This is a genomic window from Acidovorax sp. KNOB132 (assembly GCF_057541515.1).
Map to the genome: position 1 here is coordinate 1 of NZ_BAAJYT010000067.1, position 18,765 is coordinate 18,765.

General features: G+C 65.8%; 16 protein-coding genes, 1 other RNA gene and 1 pseudogene. 10 read left to right on the top strand and 8 right to left on the bottom strand.

Features of this window, described 5'->3' with window-relative positions; genetic code table 11:
* From AC27IO_RS11410 to AC27IO_RS11430, 5 genes and pseudogenes are all read right to left on the bottom strand, one after another.
* On the bottom strand, window positions 1-526 hold a 526-nt coding region (locus AC27IO_RS11410; protein WP_498739009.1), incomplete at its 3' end, for an RNA 3'-terminal phosphate cyclase.
* Window positions 520-1,382: pseudogene (locus AC27IO_RS11415) on the bottom strand (nucleotidyltransferase domain-containing protein). The pseudogene AC27IO_RS11415 and the gene AC27IO_RS11410, both read right to left, overlap by 7 nt.
* Window positions 1,383-1,449: 67 nt before the next feature.
* The gene (locus tag AC27IO_RS11420) at window positions 1,450-2,667 is read right to left on the bottom strand and encodes an RtcB family protein (RefSeq protein WP_498739010.1); all 1,218 of its coding nucleotides are present in this window, start codon (window positions 2,665-2,667) and stop codon (window positions 1,450-1,452) included.
* Between the two features lie 48 nt (window positions 2,668-2,715).
* Window positions 2,716-3,525 carry a hypothetical protein gene (locus AC27IO_RS11425; protein WP_317353362.1) on the bottom strand — a complete coding sequence of 270 codons (810 nt, stop codon included), beginning with the start codon at window positions 3,523-3,525 and terminating at the stop codon, window positions 2,716-2,718.
* A 571-nt stretch (window positions 3,526-4,096) separates the two neighbouring features.
* Complete coding sequence (locus AC27IO_RS11430) at window positions 4,097-5,650, bottom strand: vWA domain-containing protein (protein WP_498739011.1); 1,554 nt, start codon at window positions 5,648-5,650, stop codon at window positions 4,097-4,099.
* A 218-nt stretch (window positions 5,651-5,868) separates the two neighbouring features.
* On the opposite strand from AC27IO_RS11430, the gene rtcR reads away from it, so the two are divergent.
* Both rtcR and rnpB read left to right on the top strand, forming a co-directional pair.
* Window positions 5,869-7,488 carry an RNA repair transcriptional activator RtcR gene (gene rtcR, locus AC27IO_RS11435; protein ID WP_498739012.1) on the top strand — a complete coding sequence of 540 codons (1,620 nt, stop codon included), beginning with the start codon at window positions 5,869-5,871 and terminating at the stop codon, window positions 7,486-7,488.
* 10 nt (window positions 7,489-7,498) lie between these two features.
* Window positions 7,499-7,940: RNase P RNA component class A (gene rnpB, locus AC27IO_RS11440), an RNA gene on the top strand.
* A gap of 372 nt (window positions 7,941-8,312) precedes the next feature.
* Here rnpB and AC27IO_RS11445 read toward each other — a convergent pair.
* Window positions 8,313-8,495: a hypothetical protein gene (locus tag AC27IO_RS11445; protein ID WP_498739013.1), complete on the bottom strand. Its 183-nt coding sequence runs from the start codon at window positions 8,493-8,495 to the stop codon at window positions 8,313-8,315.
* A gap of 26 nt (window positions 8,496-8,521) precedes the next feature.
* Here AC27IO_RS11445 and AC27IO_RS11450 point away from each other — a divergent pair, with 26 nt between their 5' ends.
* The 4 genes from AC27IO_RS11450 to AC27IO_RS11465 are packed head-to-tail and all read left to right on the top strand — an operon-like array spanning window position 8,522 to window position 11,114.
* Window positions 8,522-9,160, top strand: a complete 639-nt coding sequence (locus AC27IO_RS11450; protein WP_487089777.1) for a hypothetical protein — start codon at window positions 8,522-8,524, stop codon at window positions 9,158-9,160.
* A complete protein-coding gene (locus AC27IO_RS11455) occupies window positions 9,157-9,786 on the top strand; it encodes a C39 family peptidase (RefSeq protein ID WP_498739014.1) in 630 nt (209 codons plus the stop codon). The genes AC27IO_RS11450 and AC27IO_RS11455 overlap by 4 nt, the downstream gene beginning before the upstream one ends.
* Window positions 9,779-10,702 carry a hypothetical protein gene (locus tag AC27IO_RS11460; protein ID WP_317353342.1) on the top strand — a complete coding sequence of 308 codons (924 nt, stop codon included), beginning with the start codon at window positions 9,779-9,781 and terminating at the stop codon, window positions 10,700-10,702. Before AC27IO_RS11455 ends, AC27IO_RS11460 begins: the two co-directional genes overlap by 8 nt.
* 13 nt (window positions 10,703-10,715) lie before the next feature.
* Window positions 10,716-11,114, top strand: a complete 399-nt coding sequence (locus AC27IO_RS11465) for a hypothetical protein (protein WP_272565253.1) — start codon at window positions 10,716-10,718, stop codon at window positions 11,112-11,114.
* A gap of 27 nt (window positions 11,115-11,141) precedes the next feature.
* Here the strand turns inward: AC27IO_RS11465 and AC27IO_RS11470 are convergent, their stop codons facing one another.
* The gene (locus AC27IO_RS11470; RefSeq protein WP_498739015.1) at window positions 11,142-11,798 is read right to left on the bottom strand and encodes a hypothetical protein; all 657 of its coding nucleotides are present in this window, start codon (window positions 11,796-11,798) and stop codon (window positions 11,142-11,144) included.
* Here AC27IO_RS11470 and AC27IO_RS11475 point away from each other — a divergent pair.
* From AC27IO_RS11475 to AC27IO_RS11490, 4 genes are read left to right on the top strand one after another with little or no spacing between them, the layout of a single operon-like run.
* Window positions 11,791-12,579 carry a hypothetical protein gene (locus AC27IO_RS11475; protein WP_498739016.1) on the top strand — a complete coding sequence of 263 codons (789 nt, stop codon included), beginning with the start codon at window positions 11,791-11,793 and terminating at the stop codon, window positions 12,577-12,579. The two genes, AC27IO_RS11470 and AC27IO_RS11475, sit on opposite strands and share 8 nt — an antisense overlap.
* Window positions 12,576-13,598 carry a polyprenyl synthetase family protein gene (locus AC27IO_RS11480; protein WP_284429670.1) on the top strand — a complete coding sequence of 341 codons (1,023 nt, stop codon included), beginning with the start codon at window positions 12,576-12,578 and terminating at the stop codon, window positions 13,596-13,598. The genes AC27IO_RS11475 and AC27IO_RS11480 overlap by 4 nt, the downstream gene beginning before the upstream one ends.
* Before the next feature lie 32 nt (window positions 13,599-13,630).
* Window positions 13,631-15,523: a hypothetical protein gene (locus tag AC27IO_RS11485; RefSeq protein ID WP_498739017.1), complete on the top strand. Its 1,893-nt coding sequence runs from the start codon at window positions 13,631-13,633 to the stop codon at window positions 15,521-15,523.
* Between the two features lie 4 nt (window positions 15,524-15,527).
* Window positions 15,528-18,086 (top strand): hypothetical protein, encoded by a 2,559-nt coding sequence (locus tag AC27IO_RS11490; RefSeq protein WP_498739018.1) that lies wholly within the window; start codon window positions 15,528-15,530, stop codon window positions 18,084-18,086.
* Between the two features lie 24 nt (window positions 18,087-18,110).
* Here AC27IO_RS11490 and AC27IO_RS11495 read toward each other — a convergent pair.
* Window positions 18,111-18,765, bottom strand: a 655-nt coding sequence (locus AC27IO_RS11495) for a M48 family metallopeptidase (protein ID WP_498739019.1), incomplete at its 5' end; no start/stop codon positions are given.

Here is an 18,765-nt window from a genome sequence, read left to right on the forward strand (position 1 = left end):
CCAGCGGGCCAGCCGCGGGCGCGATGGCCGCATGCATCTCGCCGCCGCCTGCGGGATAAAAGCCCCGGCGCCGCAGCGTGAGCTCCAGCCCCACGCCCAGGCGCCGCACCAGCGGCGCGAAGGCCCGCTGCAGGAAGTCGAACGGGGGCGCCATGGGGTTGTGCGTGCCGCCCGAAAGCTGCACCCGGCTGGGCCCGCCAGCCAGCATCAGCGCGGGCAGCACGGTCTGCAGCACCAGCAGGCAACTGCCGGCCCCGGCGATCGCGAAGGCGTAGTCGCCCGCCTGCACCGGGCCGGGCGTGAACTGCAGCGCCTGCGATCCCAGCTCCGCCCCTTCTGCCTGCCCGCCGCAGACCTGCACCGCCGCCTGCACGCAGGCCAGGTGCTGGCGCATCAGTCCTGGCTTGGGCCGGCCCGCGCGGATGCGGTCGATGCGCAGCGGCCGGCCGGTCACCATGGACAGCGCCAGGCCAGTGCGCAGGATCTGCCCGCCGCCCTCGCCGTGGGAGCCGTCGAGGGTCAGCATGGCACGGACCCTTCGGCGCCGCCATGGGCAGGATCGAAGCGCAGCACCGTGTCGTGCAGCAGGGCGTCCAGCCCGGCATGCCCGGCAATGGGCAGGGGCTGCACCGGCTGCGCCGCATTGGCGGCCAGCTCGGCCTCGATGAATGCGTGTATGCCGGGCCAGCGTGGGCTGGTGGCCGACTCGTTCGCACGCATCTTCACCGCCAGCAGGGCGTTGATCTCTTCGATGAGCGCCGCATCGCGTTGCGCATCCAGCGTGTGCTGGGCCAGTTCGGCGAAGCGCATGGGCGGCACTCCGGGGCGCGTGCGGATCCATCGCGCCGCCAGCAGCGGGCGCAGCACGTACAGGTATTTCTTGTAGCGCACCACGTCGGCCTGCAGGTGCTCGCGGAAGTTCTTCTTGGCCATGGAGGCGTAGTGGTGCCAGGCCTTGGCGTTGGAGAACACCTGCGCCGCCAGGGCGCGCACCTGGGCCATCGTGTCCGCCGCCTCGCGGTAGACGACGGGCGAGCGCAGCCACTCCAGCAGCGTGGGGTTCGATTCGCGCATCAGCCCGAGCGCTTGCGCAGGTCCCAGCCGTTGATGTCCAGGTCCCCGCTGATCGGCACCTCGATGACGTCGCGCCCGGGCGAGACCGTGAGGTACCAGGGCAGGCGGTGCACGTAGAGAAAGCGCACGTCGTAGTCGCTGTCGGGCGACGCGAAGCCCCAGCCGCGGCTGCCCGATTCGCAGGCGAACAGGATGGTGACGGCGTGCTGCGCCTCGATGTCACGCAGCGCATCCATGATCTGCCCGCGCATGGCGGGCTCGATCGGATGGGCGGAATGAAGCCGTTCTCGGGGTTCTGTCTTTTGCATGTCCATGCTTTCAGCGCACGCTCCTCGTGCGTTGGTCTTGATCCAATGGTGGGCCGTGGTGCGCTCGCTATCCCTTCACGCACACCACCTGCTTGAGCGTGTACACCACTTCCACCAGGTCTTCCTGCGCCGCCATCACGGCGTCGATGTCCTTGTAGGCCATCGGGATCTCGTCGATCACATCGGCGTCCTTGCGGCATTCCACCCCTTCGGTGGCGGCGATCTGGTCGGCGATGGTGTAGAGCTTCTTGGCCTTGGTGCGGCTCATCTTGCGGCCCGCGCCGTGGCTGCAGCTCATGAAGCTCTCCGGGTTGCCCTTGCCGCGCACGATGAAGCTCTTGGCGCCCATGCTGCCGGGAATGATGCCCAGTTCGCCGGCCTTGGCGCTCACGGCGCCCTTGCGGGTGATGAACACGTCTTCGCCAAAGTGCGTTTCGCGGCTCACATAGTTGTGGTGGCAGTTCACCGCTTCCACATGGGCCTCGAAGGGCTTGGCGATCACCTTGCGGGCGGCCGCGATCACGCGCTGCATCATCACCTCGCGGTTGGCGCGCGCGAACTTCTGCGCCCAGCCCACGGCGCGCACGTAGTCGCCGAAATACCGGGCGCCTTCCTCGAAGTAGGCCAGGTCCTGGTCGGGCAGGTTGCGCTGGTGCAGCTCGGCATCCTTCTTGGCCAGCTCGATGAAGTGCGTGCCGATGGCGTTGCCCACTCCGCGCGAGCCCGAATGCAGCATGAACCACACGCCACCGTGTTCGTCCAGGCACACTTCGATGAAGTGGTTGCCGGTGCCCAGCGTTCCCAGGTGCTTGTGGTGGTTGGTGCTGGCAAAGCGCGGGTAGTCCTCGCAGATCGCGTCGAACTCGCCCTTCAGCGAGGCCCAGGCCGCATCGCTCTCATCGGGCGGCGTTTCCCACGCGCCCTTGTCGCGGCCCATGCGGCGCGGGTTGCTGCCGTGCGGCACGGCCTTCTCGATCGCGGAGCGCAGCGGGCCCAGGTTGTCCGGCAGGTCGTTGGCGTGCAGCGTCGTCTTGCACGCCATCATTCCGCAGCCGATGTCCACGCCCACGGCTGCCGGGATGATGGCCTTGAAGGTGGGGATCACCGATCCCACCGTGGCCCCGATGCCGTAGTGCACATCGGGCATGGCGGCCACGTGCTTGAACACGATGGGCAGGCGCGCCGCGTTCTCCAGTTGCTTCTGGGCCTCGTCCTCCACGGGTACGCCCTGGGTCCACATCTTGATGGGGACGCCGTTTTCCACATTGCGTTGCAGGTAGTTCATTGCGTTCTTCTTTCTTGTCGTTTGTCTGTCTGTCTTATTTTCGGGTGCTCATTCACTGACCCGGTCGAACACCGCTTCCACGATCTGTCGCGGGCCCGTGCAGTTGCCACAGGTGCAGTGCGCGGGTTGTGCCATGGCGCTGGTGTCCAGCGCCAGGATCTTCTGTGCAAAGCGCTGGCGGTTACCGGGGTCGAGCATCCAGGCTTTCATCGCCTCGCGGAATTGCGGCTGGTCTTCGGCAAAGGCGTTCTGGATTTCGTTCTTTCCCCAGAAGTCCCAGTAGCTCGCCTCGGCGTACCGCAGCACGGCGCTTTGGCGCTCGTCGTTCAGCCAGTGCGCCAGCAGCGGTTGCACGTCCACTCCGCCCTTGTGGAACATCAACAGGATGTCGAAGGCGTTCGCGCCGTTGAACGGGCTGGGCTCGCGCCCAGCGTGCCCCAGGCCTTCGTGGAAGAAGGCCAGTGCGTAAGCGTCCACGGCGGCGCGCTCCTGGGGCGACAGGGCATTGGCCGGGCAGTTGCCCAGGCGGTCCAGGTACAGCTCGGTCGAGTGGTGCAGCTCCTCGCCCAGGGCCATCAGTTCCAGCATGCGGGGCAGGAAGTAGAGCAGTTCCTCGGCCGGCTGCTCGCTGCCCTTGGCAGAGCTGTTGTATTCGTAGAAGTGGCGGGTCGTTATGCGGCGCAGCGGCAGGCGCCGCATCTCGCGTTCCATGGCCTCGTCCATGCAGCAGGCCGTGCACACATCCAGCTTCTGTGTCGGAGCGCCATGGCGCTGGAAGGCGGCATAGACGGCATCCACTGCCTCGCGCAGGGCGGGCGGCAGCATGGCGGCCTGCGCCGCGGGGGCGTTCGTTTTCATCGGTTTCTTTCCTGTTGGGTCCGCCATGGGGCTCAGCCCTTCCGGCGCATTCAAAAAAAGAGGTGACAAGGGGTGTCGGGTTGCGCCATTGAGCTACCTGCCGAAGCAGACCGGGGATTGAACCCGGAACCTTCAGAGCCCGAGGGCCCCGACGCTCTACCTGTAAACCCGTCTGCATTCACCTCGCAAACACACAAAAAAAAGCAGCGACAAGGATCGACGAAACGTCGTGCTCTACCACTGAGCTACGGCTTTCGACCGGCGGGATTCGAACCCGCGACCACGAGAGTAGAAGTCTGTAGTTCCGTCAGCATTCGCTGCAAAAAAAAGCAGTGCGACAAGGGTGGCAAGACATGGACCACGCCGCGGTGCGGCGCTGGGATTCGAACCCCGGTCCCTCCAGATGTAGTCCTGCCTGCATTCGCACATTCATTCATCGATGGCCTTCCCGTTCGGCGACAAACAGGCGGTGCGACCGGGATGTAGTCACACCTGCATTCGCCGAACGACAGCCGTCATTCCCACGATCGGGTGCCCTGAATTGGCATTCATGGCACCTTCTCGCCGATCGTCAGATCGGGGTGTCCTCGATCACGCCGACCCAATGCGCCGCGCCCATACCCCCTGCGGCATACACCGCCAGCAGCTTGAACACTTCGTCGCTGAAGCCGCCGATGTTCAGCACATCGGGCTGCTCCTGCGCCTGCGTCGTTGCGCAAGGCTGGATGTCGATGCACACCAGCCGGGCCGTCGGGTTGCGCTGCTTGAACGCCGCCCACTCCTGCATGGTCGCGGTGCCCCGGCCCCGTGCACGGTCGGCCCACGATTCGTTGTCGGACACCAGCACCACCAGCTCGGCCTGCGCCTTCTCGCGGTTCAGCAGGGCCAGCGGTGCGCTGCATGACGTTCCGCCGCCGCCCACCGCGGCCAGCTTGGCCGCATTGGTCATGACCGAATCGCGGGGATTCAGTGGCAGCGGCACCACCTTCGTTTCGAAGGGCAGCACACGCGCATCCGCATTGCGGCGCAGCACGGCAGCGGCCACCAGGGCGGCCACGTCGATGCACCGCACCGCGGAGGTCGCCGAGCCCCGGTGGCCCGTCACCGGCGAGCCCATCGAGCCCGACACGTCGGGGCACACCACCACGCGGCCTTCGAACTGCGGCACATTGGCCAGCGCGAGTTCCATCGCATCCTGCAGCGCTTCCTTCACCACCGTCGGCACGTCGGCTCCGCAGGCGCTGTACGCCGCCATCAACTGGTACGGCAGCACGCGGGCCTTGGCCACGGCCTGCGGGTCACGCAGCTTGGCGGCCACGGCATCGGCCAGGCCTGGCAGCGCGAACACGCCATGCCGGGCAAAGGTGTTCAGGTTCTGGCGCACCATCTGCCACGAGCCGCGCTGTGCAATCGTGGCCCAGGCCGATGCGTCCAGCTCCAGCGCGGTCAGCATCTGGAAAGGCACGTCGGGCACGGGCTGCGTGCGGTCTTTCTTGAAGCGTTCGAAGGCCTGCGTCAGTGGAGGCAGCGCCTCCTGCGCATAAGGGCGACCGATCAGCCTGGCGAACCACGCGGCGCGCCAGGCTTCCGTGGGCTTCGGGTGCACCATCTTCACCACGTCGGCCAGCGACGGCGTGTTGCCCACGGCGGCGTTCAGCAGTTGCGCCTCGGTGGCGTCGAGCAGCCATTGCTGCACCAGCTTTTTCGGACGCGTGCCGAGCGATTTGCGGCCTACCGCGCCGGAGCGCAGCATCTGCACGAAATTGCGCAGCATCTTGCCGTTGTCGATCACGCGGCCGAACACCTGGGCCAGCAGGGGCACATCGCGAACCGCCAGCGTGGCCGCCAGCAGGGCCGGCATGTCTTTCATGGAACCGGCACGGCGCGCATACAGGGCCGTCTTCGCCAAGAACACCGGATCGACTTCGCGGGCCAGGGCTTGGACGGCGTCGAGCTGGTCCTGCGCCTGGGCATAGAAGGTGCTGTGGAGGCAGCCGGTGGCGGCCAACTGCGCCAGTTGGTGCTTGGGCGACAGGGCATAAGCCACACCACCGGCCTGGTTGCGCACGGTGGCAGCGGGGAGCAGGGTGCCGCGCAGCGTCTGGAAGAGTTGGTGGTTGGCCATGTGCTTTTGCTCCGTTCGTTGGTTCTCGGTGGGTTTGTCTTTTCGACTTTCCTTTTTCATTGCAACCCGTGTGCCAACTGTGGTTTTGAATGGATGGAAAATCTCTTAAGTCAATGATTTGATTCGATATTTTTTAATTCTCTTGCCATTTCTGCGGCACTGGATGGAGCGTAGAATGCTTTGATTTTTATAAAGTTAGCTAGTTTTTTATCCAACAGATGAAGAAGCAAAACGTGGTGATCGGCTTTCTGGGCACCCAACTCGACTCGGGCAAGGGGGCAGGGCGTTGGGAGAAGTGGCGCCCGACGCTTTCGCTGGTGCAGCACGACGACGTGGTCATCGCGCGGATGGAGTTGTTCTACACACCGTCCCACCGTGAACTGGCCGAGCGGGTGCGCACCGATATCCAGGCGGCCTCGCCCGAGACCACGGTAGCGCTGGTGCCGCTCGAAATTGCCGACCCCTGGGACTTCGGCGAGGTCTACGCCAAGCTCTTCGACTGGACGCAGGGCTACGCTTTCGACACCGAGCGCGAGGAGTATTGGACGCACATCACCACCGGCACGCACGTAGCGCAGATCTGCCTTTTCCTGCTGGTGGAGTCGCGACGCATTCCGGGCGTGCTCGCGCAGACGTCGCCCCCAAAGCGCCAGCAGGCGGGCGATCCCGGCAGCTACGCGCTGATCGATCTGGACCTGTCGCGCTACGATGTGATCGCCCAGCGCTTCGGCGCCGAGCAGCGCGATGCGGTGGATTTCCTCAAGAGCGGCATTGCCACGCGCAATGCCCGTTTCAACGCGCTGATCGAAGAGGTGGAGCGGGTGGCGGTGCGATCGCGCGCGCCCATCCTCTTTACCGGGCCGACCGGTGCGGGCAAGTCGCATCTGGCGCGGCGCATGTTCGAGTTGAAGAAAGCCCGCCACCAGGTGGAGGGCGAATTCGTGGAGGTGAACTGCGCCACGCTGCAGGGCGACGGCGCCGCGTCCACGCTGTTCGGGCACAAGAAAGGCGCCTTCACCGGTGCGGCGGCCGACCGTGCGGGCCTGCTGCGCACGGCGCACAAAGGCGTGCTGTTTCTCGACGAGATCGGTGAGTTGGGCCTGGACGAGCAGGCCATGCTGCTCAAGGCCGTGGAGGAAAAGCGGTTTTATCCCATGGGCAGCGACCGCGAGGTGGCCAGCGATTTCGAACTGATCGCCGGCACCAACCGCGACCTGCGGGCCGAGGTGGCGGCCGGGCGGTTTCGCGAAGACCTGTACGCGCGCATCAACCTGTGGAGTTATCAGTTGCCGGGCCTGGCCCAGCGGCCCGAGGACATCGAGCCCAATGTGGACCACCTGCTGGCGCGATGCGGCGTGGAACTGGGCCGCACGGTGCGCCTGTCGGCCGAGGCGCGGGCGGTGTACCTGCGCTATGCGCAGTCCCCCGAGGCGCTGTGGAGTGGCAACTTCCGCGACCTGTCGGCCAGCGCCACCCGCCTGGCCACGCTGGCCGAGGGCGGGCGCATCGGCCTGCCGCTGGTGGAGGCGGAAATCGCGCGCCTGCAGTGGCTGTGGCAACCCCTCGGTTCGTCAGACCGCAGCCAGGATGGCGATGCGGTGGATCTGGCCGCACTGCTGGGCGAGCCACAGGTGCAGGCCATGGACCTCTTCGACCGGTTGCAGTTGGCGGCCGTGTTGCAGGTGTGCCGCGGGGCGCGCACGCTGTCTGACGCGGGGCGGCAGTTGTTCCAGGCCTCGCGCGCGCAGCGCGCGGTGGTCAACGATGCGGACCGGCTGCGCAAATACCTTTCGCGATTCGGCCTGGACTGGGAGCGGGTGCGCAGCGGTGGACGATAATCGCCCCCGTGAAGCGCGCCAGACCGCCGCTGGTGCAATCTGGGAAACCAGGCACTGGAGGAACGTCCGGACTGCACAGGACAGCGTAGCAGCTAACGGCTGCCCACCGTGAGGTGAGGATCAGAGCAACAGAGACGAGTCGCAAGCAGGCGGCAAGCCACCGAAGGTGTTCTATCGGTCACCCGCGCAAGCGGGTACGGCTGGCGCAAGCCAGGCGGTGTGTGGCGAAAGCCGCAAAGACCATAGCCACCCGAAGCGGGCGGCGCCTGCTTCGGGTGAAACGGGCAATCTCTACGCGCAGCAATACCAAGTAGGCCAGCGTTGATGTGGTTCCGCAGAGCTGGCGGGTAGGTAGCATCGAGCCGTGGTGGCGACACCCGGCCCAGAGTAATGGCGGTCACGCCGCAGGCAACTGCGGTGCACAGAATCCGGCTTATCGGCGCGCTTCACACTTTTCTTTCCACGCAGGAATCTGGCCTGGCACGCGCCAGGATGGTCTGGCATGCCACTGCGCTGGCATCCTGCGATGCATCGGCCATGCCGCTGCAGCAGGGGTTCATGGGCGCATGCCGCCTCGGCACAGGCGGGTGATCGGCCCTGTCTTCCTTTCCTAAAAAATGCGGGCACCCCGCGGTGTCTTTCTTCCCAGGCGTCGCTGAGGACGCGGTCAAACCGCGCTTGGCCGCGGCCACCGCCTGTGTCGTTCATCGACCCGGTGCATGCCTTGGGGCGGTCTTCAGAACGCTTCAGAAGTCTTCAGCAGGATTGGCCCGGCTTTCATGCCGCGACCCGTCCAATCCCACCAGAATATTCACAGCCACTCTTCAGAAACTTCTGGCAGGGGCGCTGTCGAAAGCGCCTTTGCGCTGCCTGATCGAAGCCTTGATGGCGATGCCTTTTTCGCCATGCCTGAACGAAAACGGGAACGTGCTGCGCCGCGGCCTTGACAAGAAAGCATTGCGCGGATGCACCGCTTCCGCTCTTGAATTGATTTGCCCGATGGTCATTTTTTCTTTCCTCAAAGGATATAGACATGAGCAGTGATCCATTCACCCAGATCCTCAACGAAATCCTGCAGGGACTCGTCACGCAGTTGAATGGGGAAATCGGTGGGGCCATCCGGGGCGCCGGTTATGACCCGTATCCCAACGTCGCCTCGGGGTCCGCCAGCATCGGAGTGGGCACGGCTTCTTATTCCGTCTCCAATCTCACGGGCATCTCGTCCCTGCAGATCCAGGACATGGTGGTTGGCAACGTCACTTCGTCCGGTGCCAGTATTTCCGGTACGGTGAATTTCCATGCGGTCCTGAACAGTTCCTTGAGCGCGCAGGCCGGTGGCAGCGTGAAGGTGCTGTTCGTCGATCCGGGCATCTCCGGCAGCATCCGGATCGACAACCCCAGCATCTCCGGCACGGCGCAGTTCCAGGCCGGCACGGCCGGCGGCAAGCTCTGCCTGAACCAGCTGTCAGGCATGAATGCGAACTTCAACTACGGCAACGCCTCGGTCTGGATCGATGGCCTGGGGCCGCTCAACTACCTGCTGCAGCCCGTGGAGAACCTGATTCTGGATGCGGCCAAGGGCGCCATCAGCGGGCTCATCTCATCGCAGATCAACAGCATCGTCAGTCGGGAACTGAACCAGGCGCTGCCCCAGTGCGTGCCTTTTCCATGAGGGTGAGGATCGAGCCGCTGGCCCGCACGACGCAGCGCATCGGCCCGATGTTTCCCGCCTGGCAGGAGGCCGGGGCGAGCACGGGGCAGGCGCTGAACCTGCCGCTGGAGCCGCAGCAGCGCACCAACTGGTGCTGGGCCGCGGTGACCTGTGCGGTCGCCGCGCACTACGGCGATACCTCCTGGCGGCAGGACACGCTGGCCTGGCGCATTCTCGCGCCGGACGACGTGCTTCCCAACTGCCTGCCGCCCCCCGCGCTTCTCCTGGAGCCCCGCTACGACCAGCAAGCCGCGATGGAGCGCACCCTGCGCTACGTGAACTGCCTGGCCGGATGGAGCAGTGGACGACCGCCGTTTCGCCGCCTGATGCGCGAGCTCGACGATGGCCGGCCGGTCGCGGTCGCGATCCGCTGGCATGCGGGGCCGCAGCACTACGTGCTGGTGGACGGCTACTGCCGAACGAAGCGCACGGTCTCGGTCGCCGACCCGCAATGCGGCCGCGCCACGGTCGATTTCGATGATTTTCCGTTGCACTACCGCCATGGCGGCGAGTGGATGGAAACCTACTGGACACACAACCCCCGATCGGCCAACCCGACACGCAAAGGAGAGGTGGAATATGAGTAGCTACGACGTCGCGCTGGTGCTGGATGCCGGCACCCTCAACCAGGGCATGACCCAGCTGTATGCCAATGCCCAGGCCAAGCAGAAGCTGTTCCAGGGCGTTCAGGACGTGGGCCAGATGGGCATCACCTCCGTCAACTGGAGCATCGATGCGGTGCCCCAGTTCGTGCTGGCGCCACCGACCCTCACGCAGTGGAACGACAAGAACACGTTCGTGCCGTCGGGCCAGACGAAGCCGAAAGATCCGACCGACCAGATGTTCCAGGTGCAGCTGGCGTCGGTGTCCACCACGTTCAACATGCAGAGCGGGCCGCCATCCCCGCTGACGTTCTCGTTCACCCTGTTTGCGCAGGTGACCGTGTCCGGCAACCAGATCCAGCTGGGATCGGTGGCGGTGCTGCCGGTCAATCCGACCGGCGCTACGGAGTTCATGCTCCAGGTGATCTGCGGGATCGTCTACACCAAGGTCCAGGCCCTGCTGCAGGGCTACCAGATCCCACCCAGCATCACGGTGGAAGGGCAGAGCTTCACCCCGCCGGTCATGACCGTCACCGGATCGCACCTGGTGCTGGCAAGCAACCTGGTGGCCAACGGCACGCCGGATATCAGCGGCGTGCAGTGGCCGCAGCAGGCGCTGGGTGTGCTCGTCGGCCGCAAGCTGCTGACCGCGCTGGTGGCCCAGTACAGCGGTGCGATCGTGCAGAAGATGGATGCCGCGCAGGTCAATGCCAGCGACAGCAACTGGACAGGAAGCTACTCGCTCGACGGCGGGATCAGCAACGCCTCCATCGCGGTGGCATCCACGCTGCCCAACATCAACATCACCGCCACCTTCGCCGCCACCGCCTCGGTGGGCGTTTCATGGTGGCTGGTGCCAGCCGCCTGCGCCCTGGAAGCCGCCTCGAACCTGCTGCCCTGATTGGAGCCACACCATGGTTGACTTTGCCAAAGCCGATTTCGCCACCAGCCCCACGCCGCTGACTTTCACCGTCGCCCCCGTGGTGTCGGGGTCGAACACCGTCCAGCTGCAGCTGCAGCCGCTGCCGAGCTTCACGATCACCTACGCCGAAGACGGCAGCGGGTGGGAGAAGTTCAACGCGGGGCTGCTCAAGCACGTGGCGACCACCATCATCGGCGTTGCCACGCCCTTCATCACATCCACCATCCAGAGCAAGGCGCAGGCCTATCTGAACGACAAAGCCTCGTTCCCGGTGCCGCCCATCCCCATCACGTTCGAAGGCATCAGTCTGAGTCTGACGGCGTCGAATCTGAACATTTCCGCCGCGGATGCGGACCACCTGCTGATCACGGCCACCGTCAATGTTTCCTGACCTGTCGTCCCCGCCCACTGGACCCGGTCACATCGTACGAGGAGAATTTTCATGAGCGCTGGAATGCAAGCTTTTCAAGCCGGCTGGACGAATCAGCCAGCTGCCACCCTGAACGCCGCCTTGCCCCGCCATATCGGGCTCGGGGACATCCCGATGCTGCCGCTGTCGCGCGCGCTCGACATGCCCGCGCAGGCCGGGTTCGCGCGCGGCTCGCTGGGCATCGACCTGTCGGGCATGCAACTGGTGCTGGCCGGCGACGGGCCGCTCGCGGTCGAATGCAGCAGCGATGCGCAAGGCCGCTGCGTGCTCGCCGTGCGCCTGCAGGGCATTGAACTGCAAGGCACGCACGCCCTGAAAGGCACGCAGATCTGGGAGACCGGACTGGATGGCGCCGGCACGGCCATGCCCATCGGGGCCCGGCGGCGCGGCGGCAGTGGGGACGACAACGCGCATCCCACCTGGATCCAGACCGCGAACGACCAGCGCGGGTTGCTGCAGAACGTGCCCGGCGGCAATGGACAGACGCTGCTGACCACCTACTCCAATCACCGGGCGGCCTTCAACGACGTGTTCAATGAGCAGAATTTCCAGGCGTACGCGTTCCAGCAAGGCTGGGGCAACTCCGCCGTCTCCGAAATGGCCGACGACACCAATACGGCGCTGACCGAGGGGGGGGGTGGTCAACGATCCCGTCAAGACCTACTACAACTCGAGCACGGGAATCACCACCAACTACAACGGCCATGCCCAGAACCAGAAGCTGGGCCTGCTCACCACCCTGACCGCCATGGCCAAGGGCGCAGACCCCAACAATCCCACGGACCCCACCAACCCCTACAACCAGGCGGCCGCTGCGACCATGGGCTTTGGCTCGAGCATCGTGCAGAACGTCAAGGTGACGAACCCCAATGTGACCAAGATCGAAGACTTGCCCCCATTGCAGAAAGACGGCGTCTACGAATTGGTGCAGAACGGCACGCCGGCGCCAATGCCTTCGGTGGATGACGTGCATAACTTCCTGAATGGCAGCCCGATCGGCGGCCGCGATGCGCAGGGCAACAGCTGGACGTGGTCGCTCAGCGAGGACGAGCGCGCGTTCGTGCGCAAGCTCCAGGCAGACATCGCCGAGCATGCCGCGCGGGTGGCCGCGCAAACGCCGGTGGCCTTGGTGACGGGGGCGCTGCACGCGCGCCTTGCATGCCATGTGTATCTGCAGTTCAGTGCGCAGGGCGACCAGGGCGTACCGACCCTGATTGACGGGCGTGTCGAGCTGGACGGCTTCGACCTGCACTTCGACGATGGCGCGTGGAGCGGTGCCCTGGGCGACGGCCCGGCGCAGGCCGCGCGCGATGCCTTGTCCGAGGCGCGCTTCATCAAAAGCCTGGTGCACGACCGCATTGCCGATGCACTGGAGCGCGCGCTGGTCCAGCCGCTCGCCAGGGCCCTGCTGGATTCGCAGCCGTGAGGATTGGCGCCGCTGCGCCGGACCCGGTCCACGCCATCCTGCAGGGGCTGATGGCGGCGGACATGCAGGGCTTCAAGGGGAAGTTGGACCAGGCGCTGCAGCCGCAGCAGGGCTATCTGACCGATGCGGAGATGTCGCTCTACCAGGGGGGCAAGAAGCTGCGCCCGCTGATGCTGCTGCTTACCGCGCGGCTTTTCCAGCCCGACGGCGAGCTGCCGAACAAGGTGCTGCGCGCCTCCGCGTCGCTGGAGATGCTGCATGTGGCGAGCCTGATCCACGACGACATCATTGACCACGCCTCGCTGCGGCGGGGCCACGCCAGCGTCAACGCCGCGCGCGGCACCGAGATGGCGATCATGATCGGCGACATGCAGTTCCTGCAGGCCGTGCGCTGCTTCGTCGATGCGATCGAGGACGCGAACGACATGCAGCTCGTGAAATGGGTGCTGGACTCGGCCTTCGACATCTGCCGCGGCGAGATCGACGAGATGACCACGCAGCCGTACTGGCATCCGGACTCGCTGATGAGCCGCTACCTCACCACGGTGGACCGCAAGACCGCCGTGCTGTTCGGCCTGGCCTGCGAGGCCGGCGCCGCGCTCATGCGCGCGCGCACCTCGGAGTTGCGCCGCCTCGGCTCTTTCGGTCGCTACATGGGCCGTGCGTTCCAGATGATGGACGACATCTTCGACCTCGCGCATTCCGATGCGGAAGCCGGCAAGTGCAGGGGCATCGACCTGCACCAGCGGCGCATCACCCTGCCCATCATCCATGCGATGAAGCTGTTCGGCGATGCGCACCCCATGGTGCGCTATCTGCGCGACACGCAGACGCCGCCGCCCGAGCAGATCAACGCCTGGGTCGATGAGATCCGCCGCTCCGACGCCTTCGCGCTGGCCTATGCCCAGGCGCGGGGTACCGCGCTGCAGGCTGTGCAGTACCTGCAGAACCTGCCCCACGGCCCGCACCTGAAGGCATTGCACGACATCACGTTGCATGTCGTGGACCGACCCTACTGACTGACCGCCAATATTTTCGAGAGGACGCCGCCATGGGCTTGCAGCTATTCCATTTCGTGTACGACACGTTGATGCAGAAGGCCAACGACAACGCGCCTGACAACAGCCTTTTCCTGCCGGTCGCGCTGTCCGGCATGACGGATGGGAACGGCAACAAGTATCTGCCGCTGAAGGGCAATCAATGGAACCTGGACAACATCGGCGGCGCGCAGGACATCTCGGCCGACATGGCCACGTCCTGGTTCCAAGCCCTTTTTCCGCTGATCGGCCAGCTGAGCCTGCAGACCAACCCCACGCCCCCCGTCACGCAGCAGATGGTCGATGACGCCAAGGCCGCCGTGACCTACATCATGTCGCAGCACCTGAACGTGATTCCGTATCCCGGCGTGGGGCCTGATCTGGACGTGAGCAGCATCGAGATCCAGGGGCTGGCGAACATCCAGGTCAGTGGAGAGCCCCCGGCGGTCACCACCAGCAACGCCGGCTATACCGCTGAGATCACGCTGAACCTCAATGCCTACGCCTCCACAGGGCAGGACTGGAACCAGCCGCTGGCGCTGGCAGGCCCTGAAAAGGGAACGGACAGCACGACCAGCCCCCCCACTGCCTTCGACGGGCTGGGGTTCACGCTCAAGCAGTGCCTGTGCTTCGTCGACAAGCAGATGAACATCGTTGCCCCGCCGCCGACACTGGGGCTCACGCTCTCGTCCGACCATGCGAACGGCTTCGAGTGCCTGGCCACGGGCATCGCGCTGCTGACCCTGTCGAACGCGAAGGTGGTTTCGGGAACGACCGTCGCCGTGGACGGCACCGGCAACAGCGCGGCGCTGCAGATCGACCTGAACACCGTCCAGCTCGTCGCGGTGCAAGGCACCACGCCCACGTTCACGCTGCAGAACCTGCAGTACCAGAGCATCTCGCCGGTGCCCTTTCCCGCCTACATCAACACCAGCGTCTTCTATGCGCCGTGGAGCCAGTTCTTCAAGCAGGTGCTGTCCACCGGGGATGCGGCCCAACTGCTGAGCACCCAGGTCAACAACGCGCTGATGGACTCGGGCAACCGGACCCAGGTCGGGAAGCTGCTCAACCAGCAGCTGAAGAACGCCTTCGACGACATCTTCGGCAGTACCCAGGTGGCAGGCAGCACCGTGGACACGGATGCGAACGCGGTGGACAAATACCTGTTCGACCGGGCGCGCGGCGCGCTCAACGACCCGAGCAGCTACGTCTATCTGCCGACCCTGGTGCTGGGATCGACATCGCCGGTACTGGAGCCCTACACCGCCGTCAACCTGAGCATTCCCGGCCCTTTCAAGACGTCGATCATGGGGCAGAACATCGCGCTGTCGGACATCGTGCTCCAGAGCCTGGCGGTCCAGGGGCTGTCGAACGTGGTGGCGCCTCCGAACAATATCGTCTTTGGTGGCGATCCCACGAATCCGCAGGCCAGCGCCACGCTGCTGCTGGGCACCATGAACCCCGGGCCGACGGTGAAAGTGAAGGGTGCCCCCCGCACGGTGCCCTCGCCGCCGGCCACCGCCAGCACGCCATTCACCCTGAACGTGCAGGTGAACCAGAACGCCCCCATCCCGCTGAGCGGCACCCTGAACCTCAGCCTCCAGAACAACAGCAACACGCTGGGCATCCAGACCGCGCTGACCGCGTCGGGCGATACGCCGGACGACCTGGAGCTGACCTACAGCCAGATCCGGCTGGTGGCGGGCGACCAGGATGTGCTGCTCACCATCTCGCTGCCGGACGACGAGAGTGCCTATGCGATGTTCATCAATGCATTCCTCAGCCAGTCGCAGCTGATCGAGCAGGTGGTGTCGGCGCTGAACGACGCCATTGCCGACAACCTCCAGCAGATCAGCGACGCGGCCACGCAGTTCGCCCGCTCGGCCTTGAAGAACCTGGGGCAGTGACGCCATGAGCAACGACATCTACACCACCCTCCAGGGCGTCCTGAAGACCGACGCGGCCAGCAAGGTCCTGCAACTGGCCCAAACCCAGTTTCCCGGACCTATCCAGACGGCGCTCGGCTACTACCTGAACGGCATCACGCTGCAGCTCGGCCCGTCCGCCAGCCTGGCGGTCGATCCGTCCAGCAAGCAATTGCAGCTGCAGGCGCAGCTCGACGGCGCCGATCTCGATCTGCAGGCGACCCCGAGCGGCGCCACGCTGACGCTCACCAGCAAGCAGTACACCGATGCGCAGGTGGTGCTGACGTTCAGCCGGGGCGACAGCGGCGTGGAAATGGTGCTGAGCGCCACCATGGGCGCGAGCCTGCAATGGCCGCTGCAAAGCCTGTGGCCTGCGGAACTGGACTGGACGCCGGCCAACCAGATCGCCTTTTCCCAGGGGCAGTTGACGCTGAGTTACGCCACGGGCCCGTCCATCCAGTTCAACGGGCAAGGCGGCCTGCTGTATTCCGGGCAGCCTTTCCTGAACGCGGCGCTCAGCGTGCAGCGCACCGACCAGGGCGCGGGCGTCATGTTCGGCGCGGTGGTCCAGCAGTGGTCGCCGGGGTCGCTGTGGACGCCCCTGTCGGCACTGACCTTTAACGACAGCGGGGTGGTGGTGTCCACGATCGCGGGCCAGTCCGGCAGCCTGGCCTCGCTCGGCCTGCTGAGCGCGGACGATGTGCCCGCGATCGCGGCCGATTTCGACATCGCCCCCGGCTTCGTGCTGTTTTCGTCGCTGCAACTCACCGACTCCCTGAAGGCGATCGCCAACTTCATGGGCGACGTGTCGCAGCTGGCCTTGTTCGCCACCTATGCCAAGGACGGCGGCGACAAGACGCTCAAGGCGGTGCTGAAGAACACGTTCAGTGCCCAGGGCAACGGGGTGTTCGAGTTCGACGGCTTCAAGCTCGAATGGGAAGACCCGGGCCAGGGCAGCAGCAGCGCGAGCGCCAGTGCGTCCGGTGTCTTCCGGCCCGATGCCAGCACCGAGATCGCGCTGGGCCTGACGGGCAGCATCGTTCCGTCGCAGGGAGATCTGAGCATCACCCTCACGTTGCAGAACTGGAATCAGCCCTTCGGCCTGCAGACCGTGGACATCGTCGAGCTGCAGGGCACGGTGACGGTGGGTGCCGAGGCCGCTGGCGTGACGCTGAGCGCGGGCGGCGACTTGAAGCTGCAGAACCCCAAAGCGCCGCAGTACGAGTTCGACGTGGGTTTCGAAGTGGAGGTGGTGGATTTCGAGGTGCCCAACGGCATCGCGGTCTGGACGCAGGCCGACCAGCAGCCAATGCAGCTGTCCAATGTGTTCAACGCCGCCTTCGCGCTCGACTTCTCCCCGCAGACGCTGGACAACGACCACGAGCCCGAGATCGCCGACGTGGTGCGCTTTCTCGACGAGATCATCAGCATCAAGCAGTTCACCTTCTGGTTCGTGGAAGGGGCGCAGCTGCAGAAGATCGGCGACCGAGGCCCGTTCCCGGCCGGCTTCGGGCTGCAGGCCGAGTTCAGCCTGCTGGACCAGGACGATGTGCAGGTGACGGCCACGCTGGCTGAGTCGGCCGATGCCAAGGCCGGCTTTTCCGGCTACATCCTGGTGCAGAAAGCGATTGCCTGGGGCAGTGTGTTTGCGCTGTCCGGCTGGGACCCCACCACCAGCAAGCCGAACGGCCAGGGTCCGATGCTGGCGATCGCCGCCACGCCGGATGGCATCGTGGTGCCGCAGATCAACGGCGGCAATCCGGTGCGCTTCTATTCGTCGCTGTACCTGAAGTTCCTGGACGTGGTGGAAGACCACCTCTACGCACTCGCCACCACCGACAACCAGTTCCAGCTGGACTATGCGGTGCAGAACGGCCAGCCGACGGGGGGATGCGGCGCGTGGGCCGGCGACCGCATCACGTTCATGCTCAATCCGCAGGCCAAGCAGCTCAGCGCTTCGTTCGGCTTCAACTTCGGCTGGCACGACATCGAGTGGGACGGCATCACCCTTTGGGGCGTGACGCTGGTGCCGAAAATCCAGCTGCCCGATTTCAGCGTGGCGGCCGGCCTGGGCTTCTCGGCCTCGATGCAGGCGCTGGTGGTGACCGGGTATTTCGACTTCAGCCTGTTCGGGCTCGACCTGCACCTGGGCGACGAGGCCAGCCCCTATACCCTGCTGAACGTGAACGTGGCCGGCGTCATCGCTCAGCTCAAGGACGTGGCGGGCCACCTGCTCACCGCGCTGAAGCAGGAGGCCTCGGCCCTGATCCAGGCGGTGCTGTCCGGCCTGAGCAGCTTCGTGGCCTGGGTCAAGGACCAGTGGCGCAACTTCGTCAACGGCCTGCAGCTCGTCGGCCAGATCCTGCAGGACCAGTTCAAGCAACTGGGCAAGGACCTCGCCTCGGTGCTGCAAAGCCTCGGCGCCCTGGCGGCCGAAGTGCAGCAGGCCATGGTCGCGCTGGGCTATGAGCTGGAGAAGGTGGCGGACTGGCTGGGCGACCTGTTCGGTTGCCCGATCAGCCATGGGTCCAATGCGCTGCCTTGAGGACGGCTGAGGCCGCCGCCCGGCTCAGCGGGCGCAGTGCGGTGCCCGGCCCTCGCGCAGCTCGGTCGCGCGCTGCACGGTGCCCGGGTGGCTGCTCAGCAGCGACAGCAGACCCTCGCCGCCGGGCTCGACGCCCGGTGAGCGTTGTTTTGGCGGATCGCTCTGGCCCTTGCTTTCCTGGGGCTTGCCCGCGGGGGCGCCGGGGTGCTTCTTTTCCTCGTCGTGCGCAATGGCCAGCAGCAAGTCGGCCATGGGCGCCGTGGGCAGGCGGGCCTGGCCCATGAGCGCGATGGCGTAGCAGTCGGCCTCGCGCTCGTGGTCGCGGCTGTAGGCCAGGCCGGTGAGCAGCGCGCCGCCGGTGGACAGCAGGCCCGACACATCCCCCAAGGCCAGTCCCAGACCGATGTTGAGCACGCCTTGCTCGACCACGGTGCGCGTGGTGTGGCGGTGCACGACATGGCCGATTTCGTGCGCGAGCACGCCGACCAGCGCGTCGTCGCTCAGGCCGTTCTTCGCGGCCGCCTGGGCCAGCCCGTCGGTCATCACCACGCGCCCGCCGGGCAAGGCGAAGGCGTTGGCGCCCATGCCCTGGCGGAACTCCAGCCGCAGGCGCGGCGTGTAGCCGCCGTAGCGCGGCGGCAGGGTGCGCGCCTGCGCCGCCAGCGCATCGAAGCGCTCG